Origin of the sequence: Streptomyces sp. NBC_00045 (assembly GCF_045041095.1) — a bacterium.
Taxonomy (GTDB): domain Bacteria; phylum Actinomycetota; class Actinomycetes; order Streptomycetales; family Streptomycetaceae; genus Streptomyces.
In genome coordinates, this window is record NZ_CP108271.1 from 1804067 (window position 1) to 1826772 (window position 22706).

Below are 22706 nucleotides of genomic sequence, written 5' to 3' on the forward strand. Positions count from 1 at the left end.
CAATGGTAGCGATGGTTCCGTCGCCCCGTTCCCCGCGCCCACCCCACGGACGGGGCCCCGGCCCCGCACATGCGCAAGCGGCGGCCACCCGGGAGTCCCGGGTGGCCGCCGCTCCGCGGAGGGCTTCGTCAGACGATGATCAGCGCGTCGAGCGGGGCCCCCGCAAGGGCGCCGGCCAGCCGCTCGCGGCCCGGCAGGAACGACAGCTCCATCAGGACCGCCACACCGGCGACCTCCGCGCCGGCCCGCCGGATCAGCGAGAGCGAGGCGTCGGCGGTACCGCCGGTGGCCAGCACGTCATCGATGACCATGACCCGGTCGCCGGGCGCCAGGTCCTCGGCGTGGACCTCGATCTCCGCGGTGCCGTACTCCAGCTCGTACGACTGCGCGAGCGTGGCGCCCGGCAGCTTTCCGGCCTTGCGCACGGGCACGAAGCCGATGCCCGCCTGGACGGCCACCGGCGCCGCGAGGATGAACCCGCGCGCCTCCAGCCCGACGATCTTCGTCGCACCGTACTGCCCGGCCAGCTCCACCAACGTGTCCGTCAGGGCCGCGAAGGCCTTCGGGTCGGCCAGCAGCGGGGTGATGTCCTTGAACATCACGCCCGGCTTCGGGTAGTCCGGTACGTCCTTGATCCGGCTGAGCAGCAGCTCACGCGCCACGGGGGACAGCGGGCTCACCGGCGCCGTCCCGCCCGGCCCTGGGACACGACCTGCGGGGTGGTCTCGTCCTCGTACCCCTCGTCCTCCGGGGACTCGCCCTTGGCCGCCGCGGCCGCCCGCTTGGCGAGCACCCGCTTCTTCAGCGCCTTCATCGCCGGCTCGCGCTCCTTGAGGTCCACGACCAGCGGGGTCGCGATGAAGATCGAGGAGTACGCACCGGCCGCGAGGCCGACGAACAGCGACAGCGAGATGTCGTTCAGCATGCCTGCGCCCAGGAAGCCGCCGCCGATGAAGAGCAGGGCCCCGACCGGGAGCAGCGCCACGACGGTGGTGTTGATCGAGCGGACCAGGGTGCCGTTGATGCTGCGGTTGGCGATCTCGCTGAACGTGTAGCGGGTCTGCTTGGTGATGTCCTTCGAGCCCTCCTTCAGACCGTCGAAGACGACGACGGTGTCGTAGAGGGAGTAACCGAGGATCGTCAGCAGACCGATCACGGTGCCCGGCGTGACCTCGAAGCCGACCAGCGCGTACACGCCGACGGTGATGGTGAGGTCGTGGATCAGCGCGATCAGCGCGGCGACCGCCATCCGCCACTCGAAGGCGATGGCGAGGTAGATCACCACGAGGACCATGAAGATGCCGAGGCCGGTCCATGCCTTGTTCGCGATCTGGTCGCCCCAGCTGGGGCCGACCAGGTCCGCGTTGATGTCGGCCTCGCCGACCTTGAGGTCGGTGGCGAGCTGCTTCTTGACGCCCGCCGCGTCGTTCGTGTCCAGACCCGAGATCTGGATGCGCAGGCCCCCGGTGCCGAGCTCCTGGACGATCGCGTCGTGGCCCGAGGCCTTCTGCGCGACCTCGGTCGCCTTGGCGACGGAGACGGCCGTCTTCGGGGTGGTGAAGACGGCACCGCCCTTGAACTCGATGCCCATGTTGAGGCCCTGAACGGCCAGGGCCACGATCGCCGTGATGGTGATCAGGATGGAAACGCCGTACCAGATGAAGCGCTTGCCGACGAAGTCGTAGCCGACCTCACCGCGGTACAGCTTGGCGCCGAGATCTCCCAGCTTCGACATCTCTCACGCCTCCTTTACGTCGACGGGAGCGGTGGCGGAACCGGAACCGGTGCCGCGGCGGGACCGGCGCAGCGGCGGCTTGACACCGAGCCGCTTCGGGTCCAGTCCGGACCAGGGGTGACCGCTGGAGAAGAACTTCGTGCGGGCCATCAGCGTCATGATCGGCTTGGTGAAGAGGAACACCACGACCACGTCGAGCACGGTCGTCAGACCCAGGGTGAAGGCGAAGCCCTGCACCTTGCCGACGGTGACGATGAACAGCACCGCAGCGGCCAGGAACGACACGAAGTCGGAGACCAGGATGGTGCGCCGGGCGCGCGGCCAGGCCCGCTCCACGGCGGGGCGCAGGGTGCGGCCCTCGCGGATCTCGTCGCGGATGCGCTCGAAGTACACGATGAACGAGTCCGCCGTGATGCCGATGGCGACGATCGCACCGCAGACGGCGGGCAGGTTCAGCGCGAAGCCGATGCCCTTTCCGAGCAGCGCCATGATCGTGTACGTGAGGATCGCGGACACCAGGAGGCTGACGATGGCGATGAAGGCCAGGCCCCGGTAGTACACGAGCAGGTAGATCACCACGAGGATGAGGCCGATGGCGCCGGCGATCAGGCCGGCCTTCAGCTGCTCGCCGCCGAGCGCGGCGGTGACGGTGGTGACGCTGTCCTCGCTGAAGGAGAGCGGCAGGGCGCCGTACGAGAGCATGTTGCCCAGGTCCTGCGCGGACTGCTGGGTGAAGCCGCCGGAGATCTCGGCGTTGCCGCCGGTCAGCGCCTGGCTGACGGACGGGTCGGAGACGACCTCGCCGTCGAGCACGATCGCGAACTGGTTCTGCGGCATCTGCTTGGTGGCGAGCTCACCGGTGATCTTGGCGAACTTGTCGGCGCCCTTGTCGGTGAACTGCATCGTGACGATCCACTGGCCGCGCTGGGAGTCGATGACGCCCTTGGCGTCCTTGACGTCCGTACCGGCGACACCGGCGGGGCCGAGGATCCACTTGCCCCAGGTGTCGCCGCGCTTGCCACAGGCCAGCGTCGCGTCCTCGGGCTTGACGCCCTTGCCCACGGCGGCGCGCTGCGCCTCGTTGGTGCAGTCCAGCGCGGCGAACTTCGCCTGCAGGTCGGCGGCGGCCGCCTCGATGCCCGACGGGGTCGGGGTGGGAGCCGGGGCCTTGTCGTCTGCCTTCTTCGACTCGCTCGCCGAGGGCGAGGGAGTGGGGGTGCCCGGGGCCTTGAGGGCCTCGCTGAGCACACGGCCCTGGGAAGTGGCGCTGGACGACGGGGTGGCCTGGGCACTGGGCTTGGTGCCACCCTCGGCCTTCGGGGCGCCGGAGCTGCTCGCGGAGGGGCTCGGCGTGGCCGCGGGGGCTGCCGGGGCGCCGTCGGCGAAGGCCAGGACCGGGCGGAAGTACAGCTGGGCGGTGGTACCGACCTGCTCGCGCGCCTGCTTCTCGTTCGTCCCCTTGGGGATGTTCACGATGATGTGGTCGCGGCCCTGCGTCTGGACCTCGGCCTCCGACACGCCGAGACCGTTGACGCGGCGCTCGATGATGCCGACCGCCGTGTTCATGTTGGTCTCGTTGATCGCGTCCGGCTTGCCGGGCTCGCTCTTGGCCTTGAGCGTGATGCTCGTGCCGCCCGCGAGGTCGATGCCGAGCCGGGGAGTCGTCTGCTTCGTGAGGAACATCCCCGCGGTGAGCGCCACCATCGCGATCAGGATGATCGCCAGGGCGCGCCCCGGCCTCCCCTGAGCCCCCGTGGGCCGCCGGCCCTTCTTCGGTGCTGCCACCTTGTCGTATCTCCCTGTCCAACCGCCCTGCGCCGGGTCAGCGCGCGGACGGCCACGAAATGTGTGGTGGGGACCCCTGCCCCCCGCAGAAGTGTCACTGACGGGGACCGCGGCGGCCGCCGGTCAGGCGCCTGCACGGTCCCCGGCCGCGCGCTACTTCGCGCCGGCCTCGCCGTCGCCCTTGCCGTCCTTGGGCTCGGAGTCGTCCGCGTCGTCGGCCTTGGCCTCGCCCGCCTTCGGCTCCTCGGCCTCGGGCTCGTCCTTCTTGCCCAGGTCGAGCTTCGGGGCGTCGGCCTCGTCCGCGCCCTTGTCCAGGGTCAGCGAAGACGCGTCGTCCGGAACGACCGGCGTGTCGATCGTCAGATCATCACTGGCGCCGTGGACGATGCGGTTGTACTCCGCGTCATCCAGGACGGCACCGATGGAGTTCTTCGCGTAGATCGCGTGGACACCGGGTGCCACCTCAAGGGTGACGGTGTCCTCGCCGATCTCCTTCACCGTGGCGTACATGCCGCCGATGGTGCGGACACCCGTGCCGGGCGTCATGTGGTCACGCATCTGCGCGGCCGCCTGCTGCTTCTTCTTCGCGGAACGGGTCATCAGGAACATCGCCCCGATGAGCACGATGAACGGGAGGAGTGTCACGAGATTCACGGGACGGAGATCCTTCGCACGACCGCACGGGATACGGCCTTTTCTACGGGGGTGGGCATGCCGACCTGAAGGGTCGGCATCGGCGGAGTCTAGGCGAGTCCGCACCGATGGAACAACGCCCAGCATGGCACCGCAGTTCCTGACCGGGCGAACCTCCGCGCCGTCAGGCCCCGAACAAGCCCTGTTGTCCGCTTGATCCACTCCCGGCGTGCTGCGGCGGGACGAGTCCCAGGTGAGCCCATGCGGCGGGGGTCGCGACCCGGCCCCTGGGCGTACGGGCCAGCAGCCCCTCCCGTACCAGGAACGGCTCGGCCACCTCCTCCACGGTCTCCCGCTCCTCGCCGACGGCGACGGCGAGGGTGGACAGCCCGACGGGACCGCCGCCGAACAGCTTGAGCAGGGCTTCGAGCACGGCCCGGTCCAGCCGGTCGAGCCCGCGCGCGTCCACTTCGTAGACCTGGAGGGCGGTTCCGGCCACCTCGCGGGTGATCACCCCGTCGACCTTGACCTGGGCGTAGTCGCGGACGCGGCGCAGCAACCGGTTGGCGATGCGCGGGGTGCCGCGGGAGCGGCCGGCGATCTCGGCGGCGCCGGCCGTGTCGATCTCCACGTCGAGGAGGCGGGCGGAGCGGTGGATGACGCGTTCCAGCTCTTCGGGGGCGTAGAACTCCATGTGCCCGGTGAAGCCGAAGCGGTCGCGCAGCGGCGGCGGCAGCAGTCCGGCCCGGGTCGTCGCCCCGACGAGGGTGAACGGCGGCAGTTCCAGCGGGATCGCGGTGGCCCCGGGCCCCTTGCCGACGATCACGTCGACCCGGAAGTCCTCCATGGCCATGTACAGCATCTCCTCGGCGGGCCGGGACATGCGGTGGATCTCGTCGAGGAAGAGGACTTCGCCCTCCTGGAGGGAGGAGAGGATCGCGGCCAGGTCACCGGCGTGCTGGATGGCGGGGCCGGAGGTGATCCGGATCGGCGCGCCCATCTCGGCGGCGATGATCATGGAGAGGGTGGTCTTGCCGAGGCCGGGCGCGCCGGAGAGCAGGACGTGGTCGGCGGTGGCCCCGCGCTGACGGGCCGCCTTGAGGACGAGGTCCAGCTGCTGGCGGACCTTCTCCTGGCCGACGAACTCGCCGAGGTCCTTGGGGCGTAGAGCCGCCTCGACGGCGGTGTCCTCGCCGTCCGCGGCCGCCGCCACGATCCGGTCGTCGCTCTCGTCATCCCAATTCACGCTGTCAGTCTGCCTTCTGCGTCGGTGCGGTGGTCGGTGCGGGTCCCCGGCGGGGAACGGCCGGGTCAGCGGGCCCGGTTCAGGGACTGGAGGGCGGCCCGGAGGAGCTGCGGGACGGGGGCGCTGCCGCCGGCGGCAATGGCGGCCTCGGCCTGCGGGGTCACCGCCGAGACGGCCTCGTCCGCCTCCCGGGGCGCGTAGCCGAGGCCGATCAGGGCCGCGGAGAGCTGCTCGGTCCAGGGGGCGGGCCCGGACGCGACGGCCCGCTGAGCGCCGACCAGGGCGCCGGTGCCCAGCGGGGCGCCGAGCTTGTCCTTCAGCTCCAGCAACAGCTTCTGGGCGCCCTTGGGCCCGATCCCCGGCACCGCCGTCAGGGCCTTCGCGTCCCCGGAGGCGAAGGCGACCCGCAGCGCGTCCGGGCTGTGCACGCCGAGCATCGCCTGCGCCACCCGCGGACCGACCCCGCTCGCGGTCTGGAGCAGTTCGAAGACCTGCCGCTCGTCGTCGTCGGCGAAGCCGTACAGCGTCAGCGAGTCCTCCCGTACCACCAGGGAGGTGGCCAGCCTCGCCGTCTCGCCCATCCGCAGGCCGGCGATGGTGGTGGGCGTGCACTGCACGGCCATGCCCACTCCCCCGACCTCGATCACGGCCAGGGTGGGGGCGAGCGCGGCGACCGGGCCGCTGACGAAGGCGATCATGAGGGGCGGCCTTTCGAGGCGTGCAGGGCGACCGCCTGCTGGAGACGGTTCTGGGCGGGGGCCCGCCAGATGTGGCAGATGGCGAGGGCGAGGGCGTCCGCGGCGTCGGCCGGCTTGGGCGGGGCGGAGAGCCGCAGCAGCCGGGTCACCATGGCGCCGACCTGAGCCTTGTCGGCCCGGCCCGAGCCGGTGACGGCGGCCTTGACCTCGCTGGGGGTGTGCAGGGCGACCGGTATCCCGCGCCGGGTGGCGCAGAGCATGGCAACTGCACTCGCCTGGGCGGTGCCCATCACCGTACTGACGTTGTGCTGGCTGAACACCCGCTCCACGGCGACGATTTCGGGCCGGTGTTCATCGAGCCACTGCTCGATGCCCGCCTCGATCGCGACGAGCCGGTGCCCCAACTCCGCGTCCGCGGGGGTGCGTACGACTCCCACGCCGATCATGGTGAGGGGCCGGCCGGCGACACCCTCGACCACGCCGACACCGCACCGGGTCAGCCCCGGGTCCACGCCGAGTACGCGCACCACGCCCCTCCCCTCTTCGCGGCCGAGCCGCCGCCGTTCTGACTACCGCAGAGGTGGTGGCTCGGCGTCGTGGCTGATCGATCGATGGTTGCGGTCGCCAGACTAACCGCTGCCTATGACAACGCGACGGGCCGACGGGGTGTGTCCCCGTCGGCCCGTCACCACACGATGAGCTGAGGCGAAGCCTTACGCGTCGACCTTCTCCATGACCTCGTCGGAGACGTCGAAGTTGGCGAAGACGTTCTGCACGTCGTCGCTGTCCTCCAGCGCGTCGATCAGCTTGAAGATCTTGCGCGCGCCCTCTTCGTCCAGCTCGACCTGCATGGTCGGGACGAAGTTGGAGTCGGCCGAGTCGTAGTCGATGCCGGCGTCCTGGAGCGCGGTGCGGACCGCGACCATGTCCGTGGCCTCGCTGATGATCTCGAAGGTGTCGCCGTTGTCGTTGACCTCTTCGGCACCGGCCTCCAGCACCGCTCCGAGGACGTCGTCCTCGGTCAGCTCGCCCTTCGGCAGGATGACGACGCCCTTGCGGTTGAACAGGTACGAGACGGAGCCCGGGTCGGCCATCGAGCCGCCGTTGCGGGTCATGGCGACGCGCACGTCGGACGCGGCACGGTTGCGGTTGTCGGTGAGGCACTCGATGAGCACCGCGACGCCGTTCGGGCCGTAGCCTTCGTACATGATCGTCTCGTAGTCCACGCCGCCGGCCTCAAGGCCGCCGCCGCGCTTGACCGCGGAGTCGATGTTCTTGTTCGGGACCGAGCTCTTCTTGGCCTTCTGGATGGCGTCGTAGAGGGTCGGGTTGCCGTCGATGTCGGCACCGCCCATACGGGCCGCGACCTCGATGTTCTTGATCAGCTTCGCGAAGAGCTTGCCGCGCTTGGCATCGATCACGGCCTTCTTGTGCTTCGTCGTAGCCCATTTAGAGTGGCCGGACATCCGCCTGTCTCCTTCGCGTAACCAACAGTGTTCATCTCAGATCCTACCGGGACCTGATTACAGCCCGGCGCGCACCATGTCGACGAAGTACGCGTGGACCCGGTCATCGCCGGTCAGCTCGGGGTGGAACGAGGTGGCGAGGACGTTGCCCTGGCGCACGGCCACGGTGTGGCCGTCGTACGAGGCGAGCACCTCGGCGGAGGCTCCGACCGACTCGACCCACGGGGCGCGGATGAAGACGCCCTCGACCGGGCCGCCGTCTATGCCGGCGAATTCGATCTTCGCTTCGAAGGACTCGTTCTGACGGCCGAAGGCGTTGCGGCGGACGATCATGTCGATGCCGCCCAGCGTCTCCTGGTCGTCACGGCCGTCGAGCAGCTTGTCGGCGAGCATGATCATGCCGGCGCAGGTGCCGTACACGGGCATGCCGGACTTCACGCGCTCGCGCAGCGGCTCCAGCATGCCGAACAGGACGGCGAGCTTCGACATGGTCGTGGACTCGCCGCCGGGGATCACCAGTGCGTCGACCTCGGCGAGCTCCTCGGGACGCCGGACCGGCCTGGCCACGGCGTCCGCCGCGGCCAGGGCGATCAGGTGCTCCCGTACATCGCCCTGGAGCGCCAGGACACCGATAACGGGGGTGGTCATGAGTGACTACCAGCCGCGGTTGGCGTAGCGCTCGGCCTCGGGCAGCGTGTCGCAGTTGATGCCGACCATGGCCTCGCCCAGGTTGCGGGAGGCGTCCGCGATGATCTTCGGGTCGTCGTAGAAGGTGGTGGCCTTCACGATGGCGGCAGCGCGCTTGGCCGGGTCGCCCGACTTGAAGATGCCGGAGCCGACGAAGACGCCCTCGGCACCGAGCTGGCGCATCAGCGCGGCGTCGGCCGGGGTGGCGACGCCACCGGCGGAGAACAGCACGACCGGGAGCTTGCCGAGCTCGGCGACCTCCTTGACGAGCTCGTACGGGGCGCGCAGCTCCTTGGCGGCGGCGAACAGCTCGTTGTTGTCGTAGCCGCGCAGGCGGGCGATCTCGTTCTTGATCTGGCGCAGGTGGCGGACGGCCTCGACGACGTTGCCGGTGCCGGCCTCGCCCTTGGAGCGGATCATGGCCGCGCCCTCGGCGATGCGGCGCAGGGCCTCGCCCAGGTTGGTGGCACCGCAGACGAAGGGGGTGGTGAACGCCCACTTGTCGGAGTGGTTGACCTCGTCGGCCGGGGTCAGGACCTCGGACTCGTCGATGTAGTCGACGCCGAGGGACTGCAGGACCTGGGCCTCGACGAAGTGGCCGATGCGGGACTTGGCCATGACCGGGATGGAGACGGCCTCGATGATCTCTTCGATCATGTTCGGGTCCGACATGCGCGCGACGCCGCCGTCCTTGCGGATGTCGGCGGGAACCCGCTCCAGGGCCATGACGGCCACGGCGCCGGCGTCCTCGGCGATCTTCGCCTGCTCGGCGTTGACCACGTCCATGATCACACCGCCCTTGAGCTGCTCGGCCATGCCGCGCTTGACGCGGGAGGTGCCGATCGCGGACTCGGCGGCCTGCGGGGTGGAGGGAAGCGTGCTCACGGATTGACCTCACTCGAAAGGAAGACGGGTGCTGCGGTGGTACTCCGCCGAGCAAACCGCCCCCGACCAGTCCACCGCAAGGGCCAATGAGGAGCCAGTGGCCCCTTTCGAATTGGCCTTTGGGTACAACTAGGGGCGGTCGGCAAGATCCACCGGAGGCTCATCGTCCATTTCGAAGGCGAGCGGGAACGGGGCGTGGCCGGCCAGCCGGAACCAACGGACCTTGCGGTGCCGGCGCAGCGCGCGGGCGGCCCGTACGGCGTCGTTGTGGAACCGGCGCGCCATGGGCACCCGGCGGACGGCCGCGGCCAGCTGCTCGGCGGCGGCCTCGCCGCCGGGCGCGGCCTTGAGCGCCTCGACCTGGTCGGCATCGGAGAACACGGCGCGCAGCGCCTGGCTGAGCTCGCTCTCGGCGACCTCGCGGTACTCCTCCTCGGCCTGGCGGGCGCCGTGGGCGGCCTCGTACAGGACGATCGAGGAGGCGGGGTCGAGCACTCCGGAGGTGGCCACTTCGAGCACCACCGAGGCACGCCGCACGAGCTGCGCGTCGAGGGCGGCGCGGGCGGCGTCCATCCGCGAGTGCAACCGGTCCAGCCGTCCGGCGGTCCAGCTGAGGTAGACCCCGATGACGCCGAGCGCCAGGGCGGTCCAGACAAGGGTTTCGATCACGGCCCGCGACAATACCCGCTGCCGCCCCACCCACCCCCTTCGGGCGACCGCAAGGCCTGCCGCCCCGGCGAACCCAACGAACCCGTCGGCCCTGCCGCGCGGGGACCCCGCCGGGCCCGGGGGGATGCCGGGCCCGGGGGCCTGCCGGGTCCGGGACGGGCAGGCTCTGCGGCCCCCGGGGGGACGCCAGGCCTGCGGCATCCCCCCGGGGGAACGCCAGGCCGGAGGAGGTCCCGGGGGCCAGGTCGACCGGGCCCCGGGGGCGGCAGGCCGACGGGTCGCGGGGGGGCGCAGGCCGACCCCGGGGGGCGTCAGGCCGACGGGGCGCGGGGGGGGTGCAGGCCGACCCCGGGGGGCATCACGCCGACGGGGCGCGGGGGCAGGCCGATGAGTCCCCCGGGGCGTCAGGCCGAGGGGTCGCGGGTGAGGCCCAGGCGGGTGCGCAGGCTGACGCGTTCGTCCGTGGCCACCGCCGCCGCGCCGTCCGTCACCGTTTCGTAGACCGCCAGGATGTCCGCCCCGACCGTCGACCAGTCGAAGCGGCGTACGTGGGCGGAGCCGCGGGCGCTGAGTTCCGCGCGCCGCTCCGGATCACCCAGCAGGGCCACCGCGCCGGCGGCCAGCGCGTCCGCGTCCTCGTTGGCGAACAGCTCGCCCGCCGCCCCCTGGTCCAGGACCTGCGCGAACGCGTCCAGGTCGGAGGCCAGCACCGCGGCCCCCGCCGACAGCGCCTCGACCAGGATGATGCCGAAGCTCTCGCCGCCCGTGTTCGGGGCCACGTACACGTCGACGCTGCGCAGCAGCCGCGCCTTGTCCTCGTCGGAGACCATGCCCAGGAACTCCACGCGGGCGCGCAGGTCGGCGGGCAGGGAGGCCACGGCCTCCTCCTCGTCGCCGCGGCCCGCCACGAGGAGCCGTACGTCCGGGCAGGCTTCCACGATCTTGGGGAACGCCGCCATCAGGACGGGCAGCCCCTTGCGGGGCTCGTCGATCCGGCCGATGAAGCCCAGGGTCTGGCCGGACCAGTCGGGGTTCGGGTCGGCCTTGGCGAAGAAGTCGACGTCGACGCCGTTGGGGATGACCACCGCGTCGCCGCCCAGGTGCTCGACGAGCGTGCGGCGCGCGTACTCGCTCACCGCGATCCGCGCGCTGATCTTTTCCAGCGCCGGCTGGAGGATCGGGTACGCGGCGATCATGGCCCGCGAGCGCGGGTTCGAGGTGTGGAAGGTGGCCACGATCGGCCCCTGGGCCGCCCAGCAGGAAAGCAGCCCCAGCGAGGGCGAGGCCGGCTCGTGGATGTGGATCACGTCGAAGACGCCGTCGTGCAGCCAGCGCCGCACCCGCGCCGCCGACAGGAAGCCGAAGTTCAGCCGGGCCACCGACCCGTTGTACGGCACCGGCACCGCCCGCCCCGCCGAGACCACGTACGGCGGCAGCGGCGTCTCGTCGTCCGCCGGGGCCAGCACCGACACCTCGTGGCCGAGGCGGATCAGGTGTTCCGCGAGGTCCCGGATGTGGAACTGGACGCCACCGGGCACGTCCCAGGAGTACGGGCAGACAATGCCGATCTTCACGCGGAGCGCTCCTCCAGGTCGTCCAGCCACAGCCGCTGCAGCATGTGCCAGTCCTCCGGGTGCTCGGCGATCCCCTGGGCGAAGGCGTCGGCCATCGCCTGGGTCATCGCGGCCGTCTTCTCGGTCCGGGAGCCGGTCCGCGGGACCGGGATCTCGGGGTGGATCCGCCCGCGCAGCTGCGGGCTTTCGCCGTAGTACAGCGTGACGGGCAGCAGCGCCGCGCCCGTCTGCTGCGCCAGCAGGGCCGGCCCGGCCGGCATGCGCGCCGCCGAGCCGAAGAAGTCCACGCCGACCCCGGAGGCCGACAGGTCCCGGTCGGCGACCAGGCAGATCAGCCCGCCGGAGCGGAGCCGGCGGGCGAGGGTCCCGAAGGAGGAGGGGCCGTTGTGCGGCAGCACCTCCATGCCGAGGCTCTCCCGGTAGACGACGAAGCGGTCGTACAGGGATTCGGGCTTGAGCCGCTCCGCGACCGTGGTGAACGGAAGGCCCAGGTGCCCGGTGACCCAGGCGCCGGCGAGGTCCCAGTTGGCCAGGTGCGGCAGCGCGGCGATCACACCGCGCCCGGAGGCCACGGCCTCGCGCAGGATGTGGTCGTCCTTGATCTCGACGTCCGTGCCGAAGCGCTTCGGGTCCATCGCCGGCAGCCGGAAGGACTCCATCCAGTAGCGCATGTACGAGCGCATGCCGGCCTGGGAGAGCTCCCGCAGCCGCTCCGGCCCGGCGTCGGGTACGACGCGGGCCAGGTTCGACTCCAGCCGCAGCACGCTCTTGCCGCGCTTCTTCCACACGAAGTCGGCTATCCGGCGGCCCAGGGCCACCGCGGCCGGCTCGGGGAGCTTCTTCACCCCGGCCCAGCCGAGCCCGTACAGGCCGTCGACCAGCTTGTCCTGCGCCGCGCCCATCAGGCCGCACCGCCCTCTGCCACGGCGGCGGCCGCGTCGGCCTCGGTCGCCTCACGGCGTACGGTGACCACCCGCTGGATCAGCGTGACCAGGGAGCCCACCGCGACGATCCACAGCGCGACCGGCAGCAGCACCTCGATCCACGAGGGCACCCCGAAGATCACCAGGCCGGACAGACCGGCCGCGACCAGCGAGATCACCAGCCGCTCGGCGCGCTCGATGAGCCCGTTGACGGCGACCGGCAGCCCGATCGACTCGCCGCGGGCCTTCGTGTACGAGACCACCTGGCCGCTGGCCAGGCAGAAGATGGCCACTGCGCACAGCACGTTGTCGTTGCCGGAGCCCGCGTACCAGAGCGCGAGGCCCCCGAAGATCGCCGCGTCAGCCACCCGGTCGAGCGTCGAGTCGAGGAAGGCGCCCCAGCGGCTGGAGACGCCCGCCTGGCGGGCCATGTTCCCGTCCACCAGGTCGGAGAACACGAACAGGGTGATCGTGATCGTGCCCCAGAAGAACTCACCGCGGGGGAAGAAGACCAGCGCTCCCGCCACCACTCCGGCCGTGCCGATCAGGGTGACCGCGTCCGGGCTCACCCCCCGCCGGAGGAGAAAAGCGGCGAATGGCGTGAGAACACGCGTGAAGAATGCACGCGCGTACTTGTTCAGCATGGCCTTCCCGGAGGGTCGGTGGGCCGCACGGCCCCATCGGCCACCGGCTGGCCCATCGTAGCCAGCGCCCCGGGCCCGTACTGCCGCGCACCCACCGGTTCGCGCCAGACAATGCGCGGTCCATGCCCGCGTCACGCTCCGGACGGCGCCGGGTACTACGTATGGACGCAGTGTGACGCCAGTGCAAAGCTCGAAGGACCCCGATCAACCTCCTCACCGTCACACCGGGAGGCACGAGCACCATGGGAGCCACATCACACCAAGCCGGAGCCGCCGGCAGGGCACCGACGGTCGACCGGCCGTCGTCCGTTCGGAACGTCGTGCTGGTCGGCCACACCGGAGCCGGCAAGACCACACTGGTCGAGGCCCTCGCCCTGACGGCCGGGGCCGTCAACCGCGCCGGCCGGGTCGAGGACGGAGGCACCGTCTCCGATTACGACGAGATCGAACACCGGCAGCAGCGGTCCGTACAGCTGTCCCTCGTCCCCGTCGAATGGGGCGGAATAAAGATCAACATCCTGGACACCCCCGGATACGCCGACTTCGTCGGCGAGCTCAGGGCCGGTCTGCGCGCCGCGGACGCGGCCCTTTTCGTCGTCTCCTCCTCCGACGGCATCGACGGCGCCACCCGCATGCTCTGGGACGAGTGCGCGGCCGTCGGCATGCCCCGCGCCATCGTCGTCACCCATCTGGAGGCCGCGCGCGCCGACTACGCACAGATGACCACCGTCTGCGGCGAGAGCTTCGGGGCCGAGGACCCCGACGCCGTCATCCCGCTCTACCTGCCCCTGTACGGGCCTCCCGGCCCGGACGGGCACAGCCCGGTCGCCGGCCTCCTCGGCCTGCTCTCCCGGCGCGTGTACGACTACACCTCCGGGGAGCGCGTGGAGCGCGACCCCGAGCCCGCCGAGCTCGCCCTCATCTCCGACGCCCGCTCCCGCCTCATCGAGGGGATCATCGCGGAGAGCGAGGACGAGAGCCTCATGGACCGCTACCTCGGCGGTGAAGACATCGACGTCAAGACGCTCGTCGACGACCTGGAGCGCGCCGTGGCCCGCGGCACCTTCCACCCCGTGCTGATGGCCGCCCCCGCCGCCGACGGCGCCCGCCAGGGCCTCGGCACCGTCGAGCTCCTGGAACTGGTCACCGGCGGCTTCCCCACCCCCCTGGAACGCGCCGCCGTCCCGGTCACCGCCCCGGACGGCGCCGATCGCCCGGCCGTCACCTGCGACCCCGACGGGCCCCTCGTCGCCGAGGTCGTCAAAACCTCCTCCGACCCCTACGTCGGGCGCGTCTCCCTCGTCCGCGTCTTCTCCGGCACCCTGCGCCCCGAGGAGACCGTGCACGTCAGCGGGCACGGCCTCGCCGACCGCGGACACGAGGACCACGACGTCGACGAACGGATCGGCGCCCTCACCTCCCCCTTCGGCAAACAGCAGCGCACCCTCACCCAGGTCATCGCCGGCGACCTCGCGTGCGTGGCCAAACTCACCCGCGCCGAGACGGGCGACACCCTCTCGGCCAAGGACCGGCCCCTGCTCATGGAGCCCTGGCCGATGCCCGACCCGCTGCTCCCCCTCGCCATCGAAGCCCACAGCAAGGCCGACGAGGACAAGTTGTCCCAGGGCCTGGCCCGGCTCGTCGCCGAGGACCCCACGATGCGGCTGGAGCAGAACCCGCACACCCACCAGGTCGTCCTGTGGTGCCTCGGCGAGGCCCACCAGGACGTCGCCCTCGAACGGCTGCGCACCCGCTACGGGGTCCAGGTCGACCCCGTCCCGCACAAGGTGAGCCTGCGCGAGACCTTCGGAGCCAAGGCCGCCGGCCGCGGCCGCCACGTCAAACAGTCCGGCGGCCACGGCCAGTTCGCCATCTGCGAGATCGAGGTCGAACCGCTCCCGCCCGGCAGCGGCATCGAGTTCGTCGACAAGGTGGTCGGCGGCGCGGTCCCCCGGCAGTTCATCCCGTCCGTCGAGAAGGGCGTGCGCACCCAGGCGGCCCGCGGGGTCGCCGCCGGCTATCCACTGGTCGACGTGCGCATCACCCTCCTCGACGGCAAGGCGCACTCGGTGGACTCCTCCGACGCCGCCTTCCAGACCGCCGGTGCGCTCGCCCTGCGCGAAGCCGCCGCCGAAGCCCGCATCCACCTCCTCGAACCGGTCGCCGAGCTCGCCGTCCTCGTCCCCGACGAGTACGTCGGCCCCGTCATGAGCGACCTGGCGGGCCGCCGCGGCCGCGTCGTCGGCACCGAACAGGCGGGCCCGGGCCGCACGCAGGTCCGCGCCGAGATCCCCGAAATCGAAATCGGCCGGTACGCCGTCGAACTGCGCTCGGTCTCGCACGGCACGGGCCGGTTCACCCGCGCCTACGCCCGACACGAGCCCATGCCGCCCCAGATCGCCGACAAGGTGCGGGAACAGGTCGAGAAGGGAACCTGATTGACATAGCGCCGGAAGCCGCCCACCCAACCTTCTTGCGGTGGGCGGCATTTCCCTGTCCCATGACCATGGGAAGAGATACGCCGATAGGCTCATCTGCGCGGCAAAAGAGCACGACGCACAGCGATGGGGGCAACGGTGGCGGACGACGGATTCGACTTCAGGCCCGGGGCACAGATCCCCCTCCAGGGGTCCGGCGGGCAGACCGCGGCGACCAACGCCCTCGCCTCGGCCGCGTACCGGGACGGCGGCAACGACACCAAGCTGTCCGAAATACTCAAGGCGGACAACGAGTACCACAAGTCCACAGTCAAGCCCCCGAAGATCTCGCTCTTCGAGCCCAACCTGGGCGAGGCGTTCTGCCGCGCCGTGGAGGCCCGCACCCTCGGCGCCGGCCGCAAACCGCTCATCCAGTCCTTCGGCGCCGACCCGCAGACCGTCGTCGAGCACTGTCTGGCCGCCTCCCGCATCCGCAAGGAACGCGACCGCAAGCTGCGCCTGATCATGCTGGTCGCCGGCGTGCTCTTCTTGCCCGGCCTGCTGCTGTGGCTGGGGCTCTTCCAGCTCCGCAAGACGCTTTCCAAGGGCGAGGGCAAGCGTTCCTGGATGGGCACCCTGCTCCTCGTCGGCGTCGCCGTCGTGGCGGCGGTCCTCATGTTTCGGCTGCCGTTCACCGGTTTCCTCGGCCTCTACCTGCGCGGCATGATCATCGCCCCGGCCGTGGGCTGGCTCCTCGCCCGCCGGATCTGCGAGTCCACCGCCGCCGACCTGCGCTCCCGCTGGGACGGTCTGCTGGCCGGCAGCGGCATCGGCGCCAAGATCCCCGAGGCGGTGCCCGGCAATCCCGACGAGAAGGCCCGTGAAGACCTACGGCACTCGCTGGCCAAACTCACGGCCGAGGACCGCAGCAACTCCGTCTTCTACGCCGGCCCCAAGGGCATCCTCGGCATGGGCACCCGCTGGGGCAGCTGGCAGATGGCCGAGGAGCTCGCGCCGAAGACGGAGGGCATGGAGATCCACCCGTTCCGCAGCTGGGACGTCATTCGGGCGGTCGACACCGAACTGCGCAAGCTGGAGCGCGGCCCGCTGCACACCGGCGGCCTGCCGCCCGCCTCGATCCAGCACTGGGTCGTCACCCCGATCGGCGAAGGCGCCGGCGAGGTGGCCCGCCCCACCGGCGCGGACGTCGACACCTTCCTCGTCAAGTCGCACGAGATCACCCGGATCTGCAACGAGCAGCAGTTCAGCGGCGGCAACCGGCACTACCTCGGCATCCAGTACCCGCTCTGGGACGGCCAGTTGGTGATCACCATGCTGGTGACGGTCACCGTCCTCTACAAGACCCTGCGCGTCGAGGTGACCGGGCACGCGCTCGGACCGGTCCACGGCCTGTTCACCAGCAAGTCGGCGGCCCCGAAGGTCGAGGTACCGAAGTCCGTCCGGTTCTGGGAGACCGTCGAGCGACCCCTGCCGCTGGTGGACGCCCAGGAAGTGGTCCGCCTCTCCGTCCGCGCCCCGCTGACCTGGTTCCCGCCGATCCTCGATTTCTTCGGCGGCAAGCTGGTCCTGCCCGAGCCCTTCGGTCTGCGGCACGTCTGGGCGGGCCAGCCCTGGCGCCACCGCTTCATGGCCGACGACGCCCTGCGCGCCGCGACCCCGGTCCTGCGGGCGGTGCACGCGGCGGCGCTGCGGGTCCTGGAGGAGAACGGCGCCGACGTCGACCGCTTCAGCAACCGCTCGGCGATCGTCAGCGGGCTCGTCCAGGACGCCGCCCCGCGCAAGGCGGACGCGTACGACGCCTAGGCAAGGAAGCCCCAGGGCCGACACACGGCCCCGGGGCATCCCTTCGGTCCAGCGGTCCGGGCTAGCCTTCGGGCCACGCCTCGGCGAGCATCTGGCGGGTGTCCGCGAGGAGTTGGGGCAGCACCTTCGTGTGGCCGACGACCGGCATGAAGTTCGTGTCCCCGCCCCAGCGGGGCACGATGTGCTGGTGCAGGTGCGCCGCGATACCGGCCCCCGCCGCCGCGCCCTGGTTCATGCCGATGTTGAAGCCGTGCGCCCCGGACGCCTTGCGCAACGCGACCATGGCCCGCTTGGTGAGGTCGGCCAGCTCGGCCGTCTCGGCGACGTCGAGGTCCGTGTAATCGGCGACGTGCCGGTACGGGACCACCATCAGGTGGCCGCCGTTGTACGGGTACAGGTTCAGCACGGCGTAGACGTGCCGGCCCCGGGCCACGACCAGGCCGTCCTGGTCGGACATCTCCGGAATCCCGCAGAAGGGACAGCCGTCTCCGGCCTCCGGACCGGTCGGCTTGTTCTCCCCCTGGATGTACGCCATCCGGTGGGGCGTCCACAGACGCTGGAACGCGTCCTGCGTGCCCACACCGATCTGCTGCTCCGGCTCACTCGTCATGGGATGCAGCATATGACCTTGCCCCCGCAGGGCGTGTCGCCGGGGCGAAGACCGGAGGTCCGGCCGGGATGCTGGGCCCATGCGCGCACAAGCCGAGACCCGCGACGCCGCCTGGGAGCGCCGTACGGAGCTGCCCCTGTTCTACGCCTCGCTGGTGTTCCTCGCCGGGTACGCGGTCCGTGTCCTGGCCAACGATGCGCACCACGTCCTGCGGGACGTCGCGAGCGTCGTGGTCCTGGTCACCTGGCTCTGCTTCATCGTGGACTTCCTGGCGCGGATGGTCCTCAGCCGCCAGCGGCCGCGGCGTTTCATCCGGATGCACTGGCTGGACGCCCTGGTCGTCCTGCTGCCGACGCTGCGGCCGCTGCGGATGGTCAAGGTCCACGACGCCATCCAGGCCAAGCACGACCGCCCGCGTCGCAGCCTCTACCCGCGCGTGATCACGTACGCCGGTCTCTCGTCGCTGCTGCTCGGCTTCTCCGGCTCGCTCGGCCTGTACCACTCCGAGCGGCATGACCCGGCGTCCCCGATCAAGACGTTCTGGGACGCGGTGTGGTGCGTGTGCCAGACGCTGACGACGGTCGGCTACGGCGACGTGGCCCCGGTGACCCCGGAGGGACGGCTGATCGCGGTCGGGCTGATGACCTGCGGCCTGGCCCTGCTGGGCGCCGTGACGGGTTCCTTCTCGTCCTGGCTGATCCAGACCTTCCGCCGGGAGGGCGAGGAAGAGGGGCCCTCGGGAGACGGAAGTTCTCCCGGGGCCCCTTGACGAGCCGCTACGCCGGTCAGACCTGGACGCGGTCCTCGACGACCTTGGCCAGCTTGGCCAGGGCCTCGTCCTTGGCGATGCCGTTCTCCTGCGAACCGTCGCGGTAGCGGAAGGAGACGGTGCCCGCGGCCATGTCCTCGTCACCGACGATGATCATGAAGGGGACCTTGAGCTTCTGGTGGTTGCGGATCTTCTTCTGCATCCGGTCGGAAGAGGCGTCCACCTCGACGCGCAGGCCCTTCTTCTTCGCCGCGGCGGCGAACTCCTGGAGGTACTCCACGTGCCCGTCGCCGATCGGGATGCCGACCGCCTGGACCGGGGCCAGCCACGGCGGCATGGCGCCCGCGTAGTGCTCCAGCAGTACGGCGAAGAACCGCTCGATCGAGCCGAACAGTGCGCGGTGGATCATGACCGGGCGCTGGCGGGTGCCGTCCGGCGCGGTGTACTCCAGGTTGAAGCGCTCCGGCAGGTTGAAGTCCAGCTGGACGGTCGACATCTGCCAGGTGCGGCCGATGGCGTCGCGCGCCTGCACGGAGATCTTCGGCCCGTAGAAGGCCGCGCCGCCCGGGTCGGGGGTCAGCGGGAGGCCCTGCTTCTCGGCGACCTGCTGGAGGACCGCGGTGGCCTCCTCCCAGACCTCGTCCGAGCCGACGAACTTCTCGGGGTCCTTGGTGGACAGCTCCAGGTAGAAGTCGGTCAGACCGTAGTCGCGCAGCAGGTTCAGCACGAAGGTGAGGGTGCGGTCGAGCTCCTCGGCCATCTGCTCACGGGTGCAGTAGATGTGCGCGTCGTCCTGGGTGAACCCGCGGGCGCGGGTCAGGCCGTGCACGACGCCCGACTTCTCGTACCGGTACACGGTGCCGAACTCGAACAGGCGCAGCGGCAGCTCGCGGTAGGAGCGCCCGCGCGCGTCGAAGATCAGGTTGTGCATCGGGCAGTTCATGGGCTTGAGGTAGTAGTCGGTACCACCGTCCAGCTGCATGGGGGGGTACATGCCCTCCGCGTACCAGTCCAGGTGGCCGCTCTTCTCGAAGAGGGCGCCCTTGGTGGCGTGCGGGGAGTAGACGAACTCGTAGCCCTCTTCCTCGTGCCGGCGGCGCGAGTAGTCCTCCATGGTCCGGCGGATGATGCCGCCGCGCGGGTGGAAGACGGCCAGGCCGGAGCCGATCTCGTCCGGGATGGAGAAGAGGTCCAGCTCGTTGCCGAGCTTGCGGTGGTCGCGCTTCTCGGCCTCGGCGAGGAAGTCGAGGTGGGCCTTCAGCTCTTCCTTCGACGGCCACGCGGTGCCGTAGATGCGCTGGAGCATGGGGTTCTTCTCGCTGCCGCGCCAGTAGGCGGCCGCGTTGCGCATCAGCTTGAACGCCGGGATGTTGCGGGTGGTGGGCAGGTGGGGACCGCGGCAGAGGTCCTTCCAGCACAGCTCGCCGGTCTTGGCGTCCAGGTTGTCGTAGATGGTCAGCTCGCCGCCGCCCACCTCGACGTTCGCGCCGTCGTCGGTCGACGCCGCCCCCTTGATGCCGATGAGCTCCAGCTTGTACGGCTCGTCGGCGAGCTCCTCGCGGGCGGCCTCGTCGGTGACGACGCGGCGGGCGAACTTCTGCCCGCGCTTCTGGATCTCCTGCATCTTCTTCTCGACGGCCTTCAGGTCCTCCGGGGTGAAGGGCCGGGCCACGTCGAAGTCGTAGTAGAAGCCGTCCCGGACCGGCGGGCCGATGCCGAGCTTGGCCTCGGGGAAGAGCTCCTGCACGGCCTGCGCCATGACGTGCGCGGTCGAGTGCCGCAGGATGTTCAGGCCGTCCTCGGAGGAGATCTCCACCGGCTCGACGGTCTCGCCGTCCTTCACCTCGTACGAGAGGTCCTTCAACTCACCCGCGACGCGCGCGGCGACGATGGTGCGCTCGCCGGCGAAGAGCTCGGCCGCCGTAGTGCCCGTGGCCACCACGCGCTCGTCCCGCTCGGAATCGCGTTGGATGATCACACGGACGTCTGACACCGGTCTCTCCTGACTGAAGGGATGCGCGAGCGAACGCTGCGCGACCTGAATCGTACCGAGCCGAGTGGCCCCGCCGCGAAACGGTTACGGCTCGCCCTCCCCGCCGGACCGGCCCGGCCCCGTCAATCGTCCGTCGGAAGGACGTCCGTCGGGTCGAGGGCCTCGTCCAGCGACTTCATCAGGCGGTCCCGCTCGACCTCGTCCAGCGGGACAGGGGTCACATCGGTGGCGTCGGTCAGCCGGCGGAAGCCGCCCCGGCGCTGGAGCCGCCCGCTCACCCGGATCGGCACCCCCACCAGATGCGCGTGCCCCGCAACCCGGTACGCCTCCTCGTCCAGGACCGCCCGTACGTACGGGATCTCCGCCCCGGCGAGGACCCGCAGCCGGATCGTGCCCCCGCCGCCCGGGGCCGAGCGCCGCATCCGCACCACCGCGCCGGCCAGCCGCACGGCCACGGCCGGTTCGTCCCGGGTGTAGCGCGCCGCCGCCTCGCGGAGCACGGGCAGGTCCCCCGGCGAGAACTCGACCGGTTCCGGCCGGGCCGCGCACCCCGCCGGAACCCCGGCCGTAGGGGCCCAGGCCAGGGCGATGCGCACTCCCTCGGAGCCGCGGACCAGTGCGATCAGGGCGTCCGCGAGCTCCCGGCTGACCCCGGCCTCGATCGCCGCGTCGAACGCTTCCATGCCGCCGGTGGCCCGCCGGTAGTCCACGGCCTCCCGCGCGGCGTGCAGGGCGTGGTGCAGCCGGGTCACGGTCCCCCGCCCGCCGTCCACCGGGACGTACGCGGTGAGCCTGCGCCCGCCGGGGGCCGGCCCGACCAGGACCCCGTCCAGGGCGCGCTCGGCCCGTCCTCGGTACCGGGCGCCGTAGTACCCGGCCCTGGCCCGGTCGGCGAGGGCCCCGGCCAGCATGAGCTGGCGGGCGGCCGAGCGGAGCTGCTCCTGTACGGTCCAGGCCGCCGCGCCGTGGGGTCCGTACGGGCCCTCGGGGCCTTCCGGGATCCGCCGGTCCCAGCGGATCTCGTCGCTGGGCACGCTCAGTCCGTACAGCACCTCCCGCGCGGACGGCAGCGCGCTGCGCGAGAGCGCGGTCAGCGCCTCCTCCAGCAGGTCGCAGCTGTCGGGGAAGGCCCGGCTCTCCGGGACGAGCAGGCTGGTGCCCGCGCCGGCCGCCGCGTGGGGGGTCGGCGGCGTCCAGCGCCCGTACCGCCCCGCGGCCCCGCCCCTGCGCTGCCAGCCGTGCCGGCGCAGCAGGGCGCCCAGCACGGCCGGGTCGACGTGTGCGGGATCGGGGGTCCCCGAGTCGGAGAAGTCCCCGTACTCGGACGGGGACGTCAGCGGTTCGAGGTTCGGTGAGTGCCATTGCATCAGGGTGTCCCTCCCGACCCGACCCGGGTCATGATCTCGCACAGCGCCCGGTCGTCGAAGATCCGCGTCGTCGGGATCCGTACGGTGGTCCGGCGCCGGCCGGTCACGGGGTGCCCGGCGAGGTTGGTCCAGTAGCAGCAGTGCCGTAGGTCGAGCCGGTCGTGGCCGGCGGCGAGCCACTGGTCACGGTCCCGCGGGACGAGCATCACGACGAGGATCTTGTGGACGGCGACAGGTGTGCGGGCCAGCTTCACCAGGTGCTCGTTGTCGAGGGTGAAGGCGAAGGTGGGCCCCGCCGGTCTGGGCGGTATCTGGTAGGTCGCCTTCAGCTGCACCTTGATGGTGACCTCGTCGTCGACGGCGTGCTCGGGCGCGCCGTGGTTGACCTGCCAGTCGATGCCGTTGTCCGGAAAGGGCTGGGAGAGCGAGCAGCCGGCCGCGGCGGCGACTGCGTGCAGGTATCCCACCTGGAGGGTCTCCATGCAGGCGGTGGTGGCGAGCGTGCCGCGCAGCGGTCCGGTCCGCGGCTCGATCCGCGGCTCGGTCCGCCCTTGCAGCATCCCGCCCGGTTCGGGCTGCGCGAGCGCCATGGCCGGCTCCCCATGCCTTCCGGGCTCTGCCGAATGAGGGTGGATTGGGTGACGACCGGTCATGTGTGCGGTCCCCCAGGGAAGTTGTCTCCGTACCAGGGGGGCCGCAAACGGCGTACGGCGCAAACAGGCCGGGTATCACCGATTCGGGCAGGGGGCACGTTCCGAGGCGGTGGCGCCCTGGGGCGCCC

General features: G+C 71.2%; 21 protein-coding genes. 3 read left to right on the forward strand and 18 right to left on the reverse strand.

Annotated elements, in window-relative coordinates; all coding sequences use genetic code 11:
* Positions 1 to 128: 128 nt before the first annotated feature.
* From OHA65_RS08540 to pgsA, 14 genes are all read right to left on the reverse strand, one after another.
* A complete protein-coding gene (locus OHA65_RS08540; RefSeq protein WP_327285576.1) occupies positions 129 to 671 on the reverse strand; it encodes an adenine phosphoribosyltransferase in 543 nt (180 codons plus the stop codon).
* A 5-nt stretch (positions 672 to 676) separates the two neighbouring features.
* Complete coding sequence (gene secF / locus OHA65_RS08545) at positions 677 to 1735, reverse strand: protein translocase subunit SecF (RefSeq protein WP_327282531.1); 1059 nt, start codon at positions 1733 to 1735, stop codon at positions 677 to 679.
* Between the two features lie 3 nt (positions 1736 to 1738).
* Positions 1739 to 3520 carry a protein translocase subunit SecD gene (gene secD, locus OHA65_RS08550; RefSeq protein ID WP_327282532.1) on the reverse strand — a complete coding sequence of 594 codons (1782 nt, stop codon included), beginning with the start codon at positions 3518 to 3520 and terminating at the stop codon, positions 1739 to 1741.
* Between the two features lie 153 nt (positions 3521 to 3673).
* Positions 3674 to 4174 carry a preprotein translocase subunit YajC gene (yajC, locus tag OHA65_RS08555; protein ID WP_327282533.1) on the reverse strand — a complete coding sequence of 167 codons (501 nt, stop codon included), beginning with the start codon at positions 4172 to 4174 and terminating at the stop codon, positions 3674 to 3676.
* Between the two features lie 163 nt (positions 4175 to 4337).
* Positions 4338 to 5399 (reverse strand): Holliday junction branch migration DNA helicase RuvB, encoded by a 1062-nt coding sequence (gene ruvB / locus OHA65_RS08560; RefSeq protein WP_327282534.1) that lies wholly within the window; start codon positions 5397 to 5399, stop codon positions 4338 to 4340.
* Between the two features lie 65 nt (positions 5400 to 5464).
* Positions 5465 to 6097 (reverse strand): Holliday junction branch migration protein RuvA, encoded by a 633-nt coding sequence (gene ruvA / locus OHA65_RS08565; protein ID WP_327282535.1) that lies wholly within the window; start codon positions 6095 to 6097, stop codon positions 5465 to 5467.
* The gene (ruvC, locus tag OHA65_RS08570) at positions 6094 to 6624 is read right to left on the reverse strand and encodes a crossover junction endodeoxyribonuclease RuvC (RefSeq protein WP_328765154.1); all 531 of its coding nucleotides are present in this window, start codon (positions 6622 to 6624) and stop codon (positions 6094 to 6096) included. The genes ruvA and ruvC overlap by 4 nt, the downstream gene beginning before the upstream one ends.
* 186 nt (positions 6625 to 6810) lie before the next feature.
* Complete coding sequence (locus OHA65_RS08575; RefSeq protein ID WP_327282536.1) at positions 6811 to 7563, reverse strand: YebC/PmpR family DNA-binding transcriptional regulator; 753 nt, start codon at positions 7561 to 7563, stop codon at positions 6811 to 6813.
* Between the two features lie 57 nt (positions 7564 to 7620).
* On the reverse strand, positions 7621 to 8211 hold the full coding sequence (pdxT, locus tag OHA65_RS08580; RefSeq protein WP_327282537.1) for a pyridoxal 5'-phosphate synthase glutaminase subunit PdxT: 591 nt from the start codon (positions 8209 to 8211) through the stop codon (positions 7621 to 7623).
* 6 nt (positions 8212 to 8217) lie between these two features.
* Positions 8218 to 9135, reverse strand: coding sequence for a pyridoxal 5'-phosphate synthase lyase subunit PdxS (gene pdxS / locus OHA65_RS08585; protein WP_327282538.1), 918 nt, complete (start codon positions 9133 to 9135; stop codon positions 8218 to 8220).
* Between the two features lie 129 nt (positions 9136 to 9264).
* The gene (locus OHA65_RS08590; RefSeq protein ID WP_327282539.1) at positions 9265 to 9804 is read right to left on the reverse strand and encodes a hypothetical protein; all 540 of its coding nucleotides are present in this window, start codon (positions 9802 to 9804) and stop codon (positions 9265 to 9267) included.
* 404 nt (positions 9805 to 10208) lie between these two features.
* Entirely contained in the window at positions 10209 to 11378 is a 1170-nt protein-coding gene (locus OHA65_RS08595) for a glycosyltransferase family 4 protein (protein ID WP_327282540.1), read from the reverse strand.
* The gene (locus tag OHA65_RS08600) at positions 11375 to 12280 is read right to left on the reverse strand and encodes a phosphatidylinositol mannoside acyltransferase (RefSeq protein ID WP_327282541.1); all 906 of its coding nucleotides are present in this window, start codon (positions 12278 to 12280) and stop codon (positions 11375 to 11377) included. Before OHA65_RS08600 ends, OHA65_RS08595 begins: the two co-directional genes overlap by 4 nt.
* Positions 12280 to 12945, reverse strand: a complete 666-nt coding sequence (pgsA, locus tag OHA65_RS08605) for a phosphatidylinositol phosphate synthase (protein ID WP_327282542.1) — start codon at positions 12943 to 12945, stop codon at positions 12280 to 12282. The genes OHA65_RS08600 and pgsA overlap by 1 nt, the downstream gene beginning before the upstream one ends.
* Positions 12946 to 13187: 242 nt before the next feature.
* Between pgsA and OHA65_RS08610 the strand changes: the two genes are divergently transcribed.
* Positions 13188 to 15383: an elongation factor G-like protein EF-G2 gene (locus OHA65_RS08610; RefSeq protein ID WP_327282543.1), complete on the forward strand. Its 2196-nt coding sequence runs from the start codon at positions 13188 to 13190 to the stop codon at positions 15381 to 15383.
* A 138-nt stretch (positions 15384 to 15521) separates the two neighbouring features.
* Complete coding sequence (locus OHA65_RS08615) at positions 15522 to 17186, forward strand: hypothetical protein (protein ID WP_327282544.1); 1665 nt, start codon at positions 15522 to 15524, stop codon at positions 17184 to 17186.
* Positions 17187 to 17247: 61 nt separating this feature from the next.
* On the opposite strand, the gene OHA65_RS08620 is transcribed toward OHA65_RS08615, so the two are convergent.
* A complete protein-coding gene (locus tag OHA65_RS08620) occupies positions 17248 to 17808 on the reverse strand; it encodes an HIT domain-containing protein (RefSeq protein ID WP_327282545.1) in 561 nt (186 codons plus the stop codon).
* Positions 17809 to 17875: 67 nt separating this feature from the next.
* Here OHA65_RS08620 and OHA65_RS08625 point away from each other — a divergent pair, with 67 nt between their 5' ends.
* Positions 17876 to 18565 (forward strand): ion channel, encoded by a 690-nt coding sequence (locus tag OHA65_RS08625; RefSeq protein WP_328762189.1) that lies wholly within the window; start codon positions 17876 to 17878, stop codon positions 18563 to 18565.
* A 16-nt stretch (positions 18566 to 18581) separates the two neighbouring features.
* Here OHA65_RS08625 and thrS read toward each other — a convergent pair whose 3' ends face one another.
* From thrS to OHA65_RS08640, 3 genes are all read right to left on the reverse strand, one after another.
* Complete coding sequence (thrS, locus tag OHA65_RS08630; RefSeq protein ID WP_327282548.1) at positions 18582 to 20558, reverse strand: threonine--tRNA ligase; 1977 nt, start codon at positions 20556 to 20558, stop codon at positions 18582 to 18584.
* 122 nt (positions 20559 to 20680) lie between these two features.
* Entirely contained in the window at positions 20681 to 21925 is a 1245-nt protein-coding gene (locus tag OHA65_RS08635; RefSeq protein ID WP_327282549.1) for a hypothetical protein, read from the reverse strand.
* Positions 21925 to 22515, reverse strand: coding sequence for a DUF4365 domain-containing protein (locus tag OHA65_RS08640; RefSeq protein WP_327282550.1), 591 nt, complete (start codon positions 22513 to 22515; stop codon positions 21925 to 21927). The genes OHA65_RS08635 and OHA65_RS08640 overlap by 1 nt, the downstream gene beginning before the upstream one ends.
* Positions 22516 to 22706: the final 191 nt, after the last annotated feature.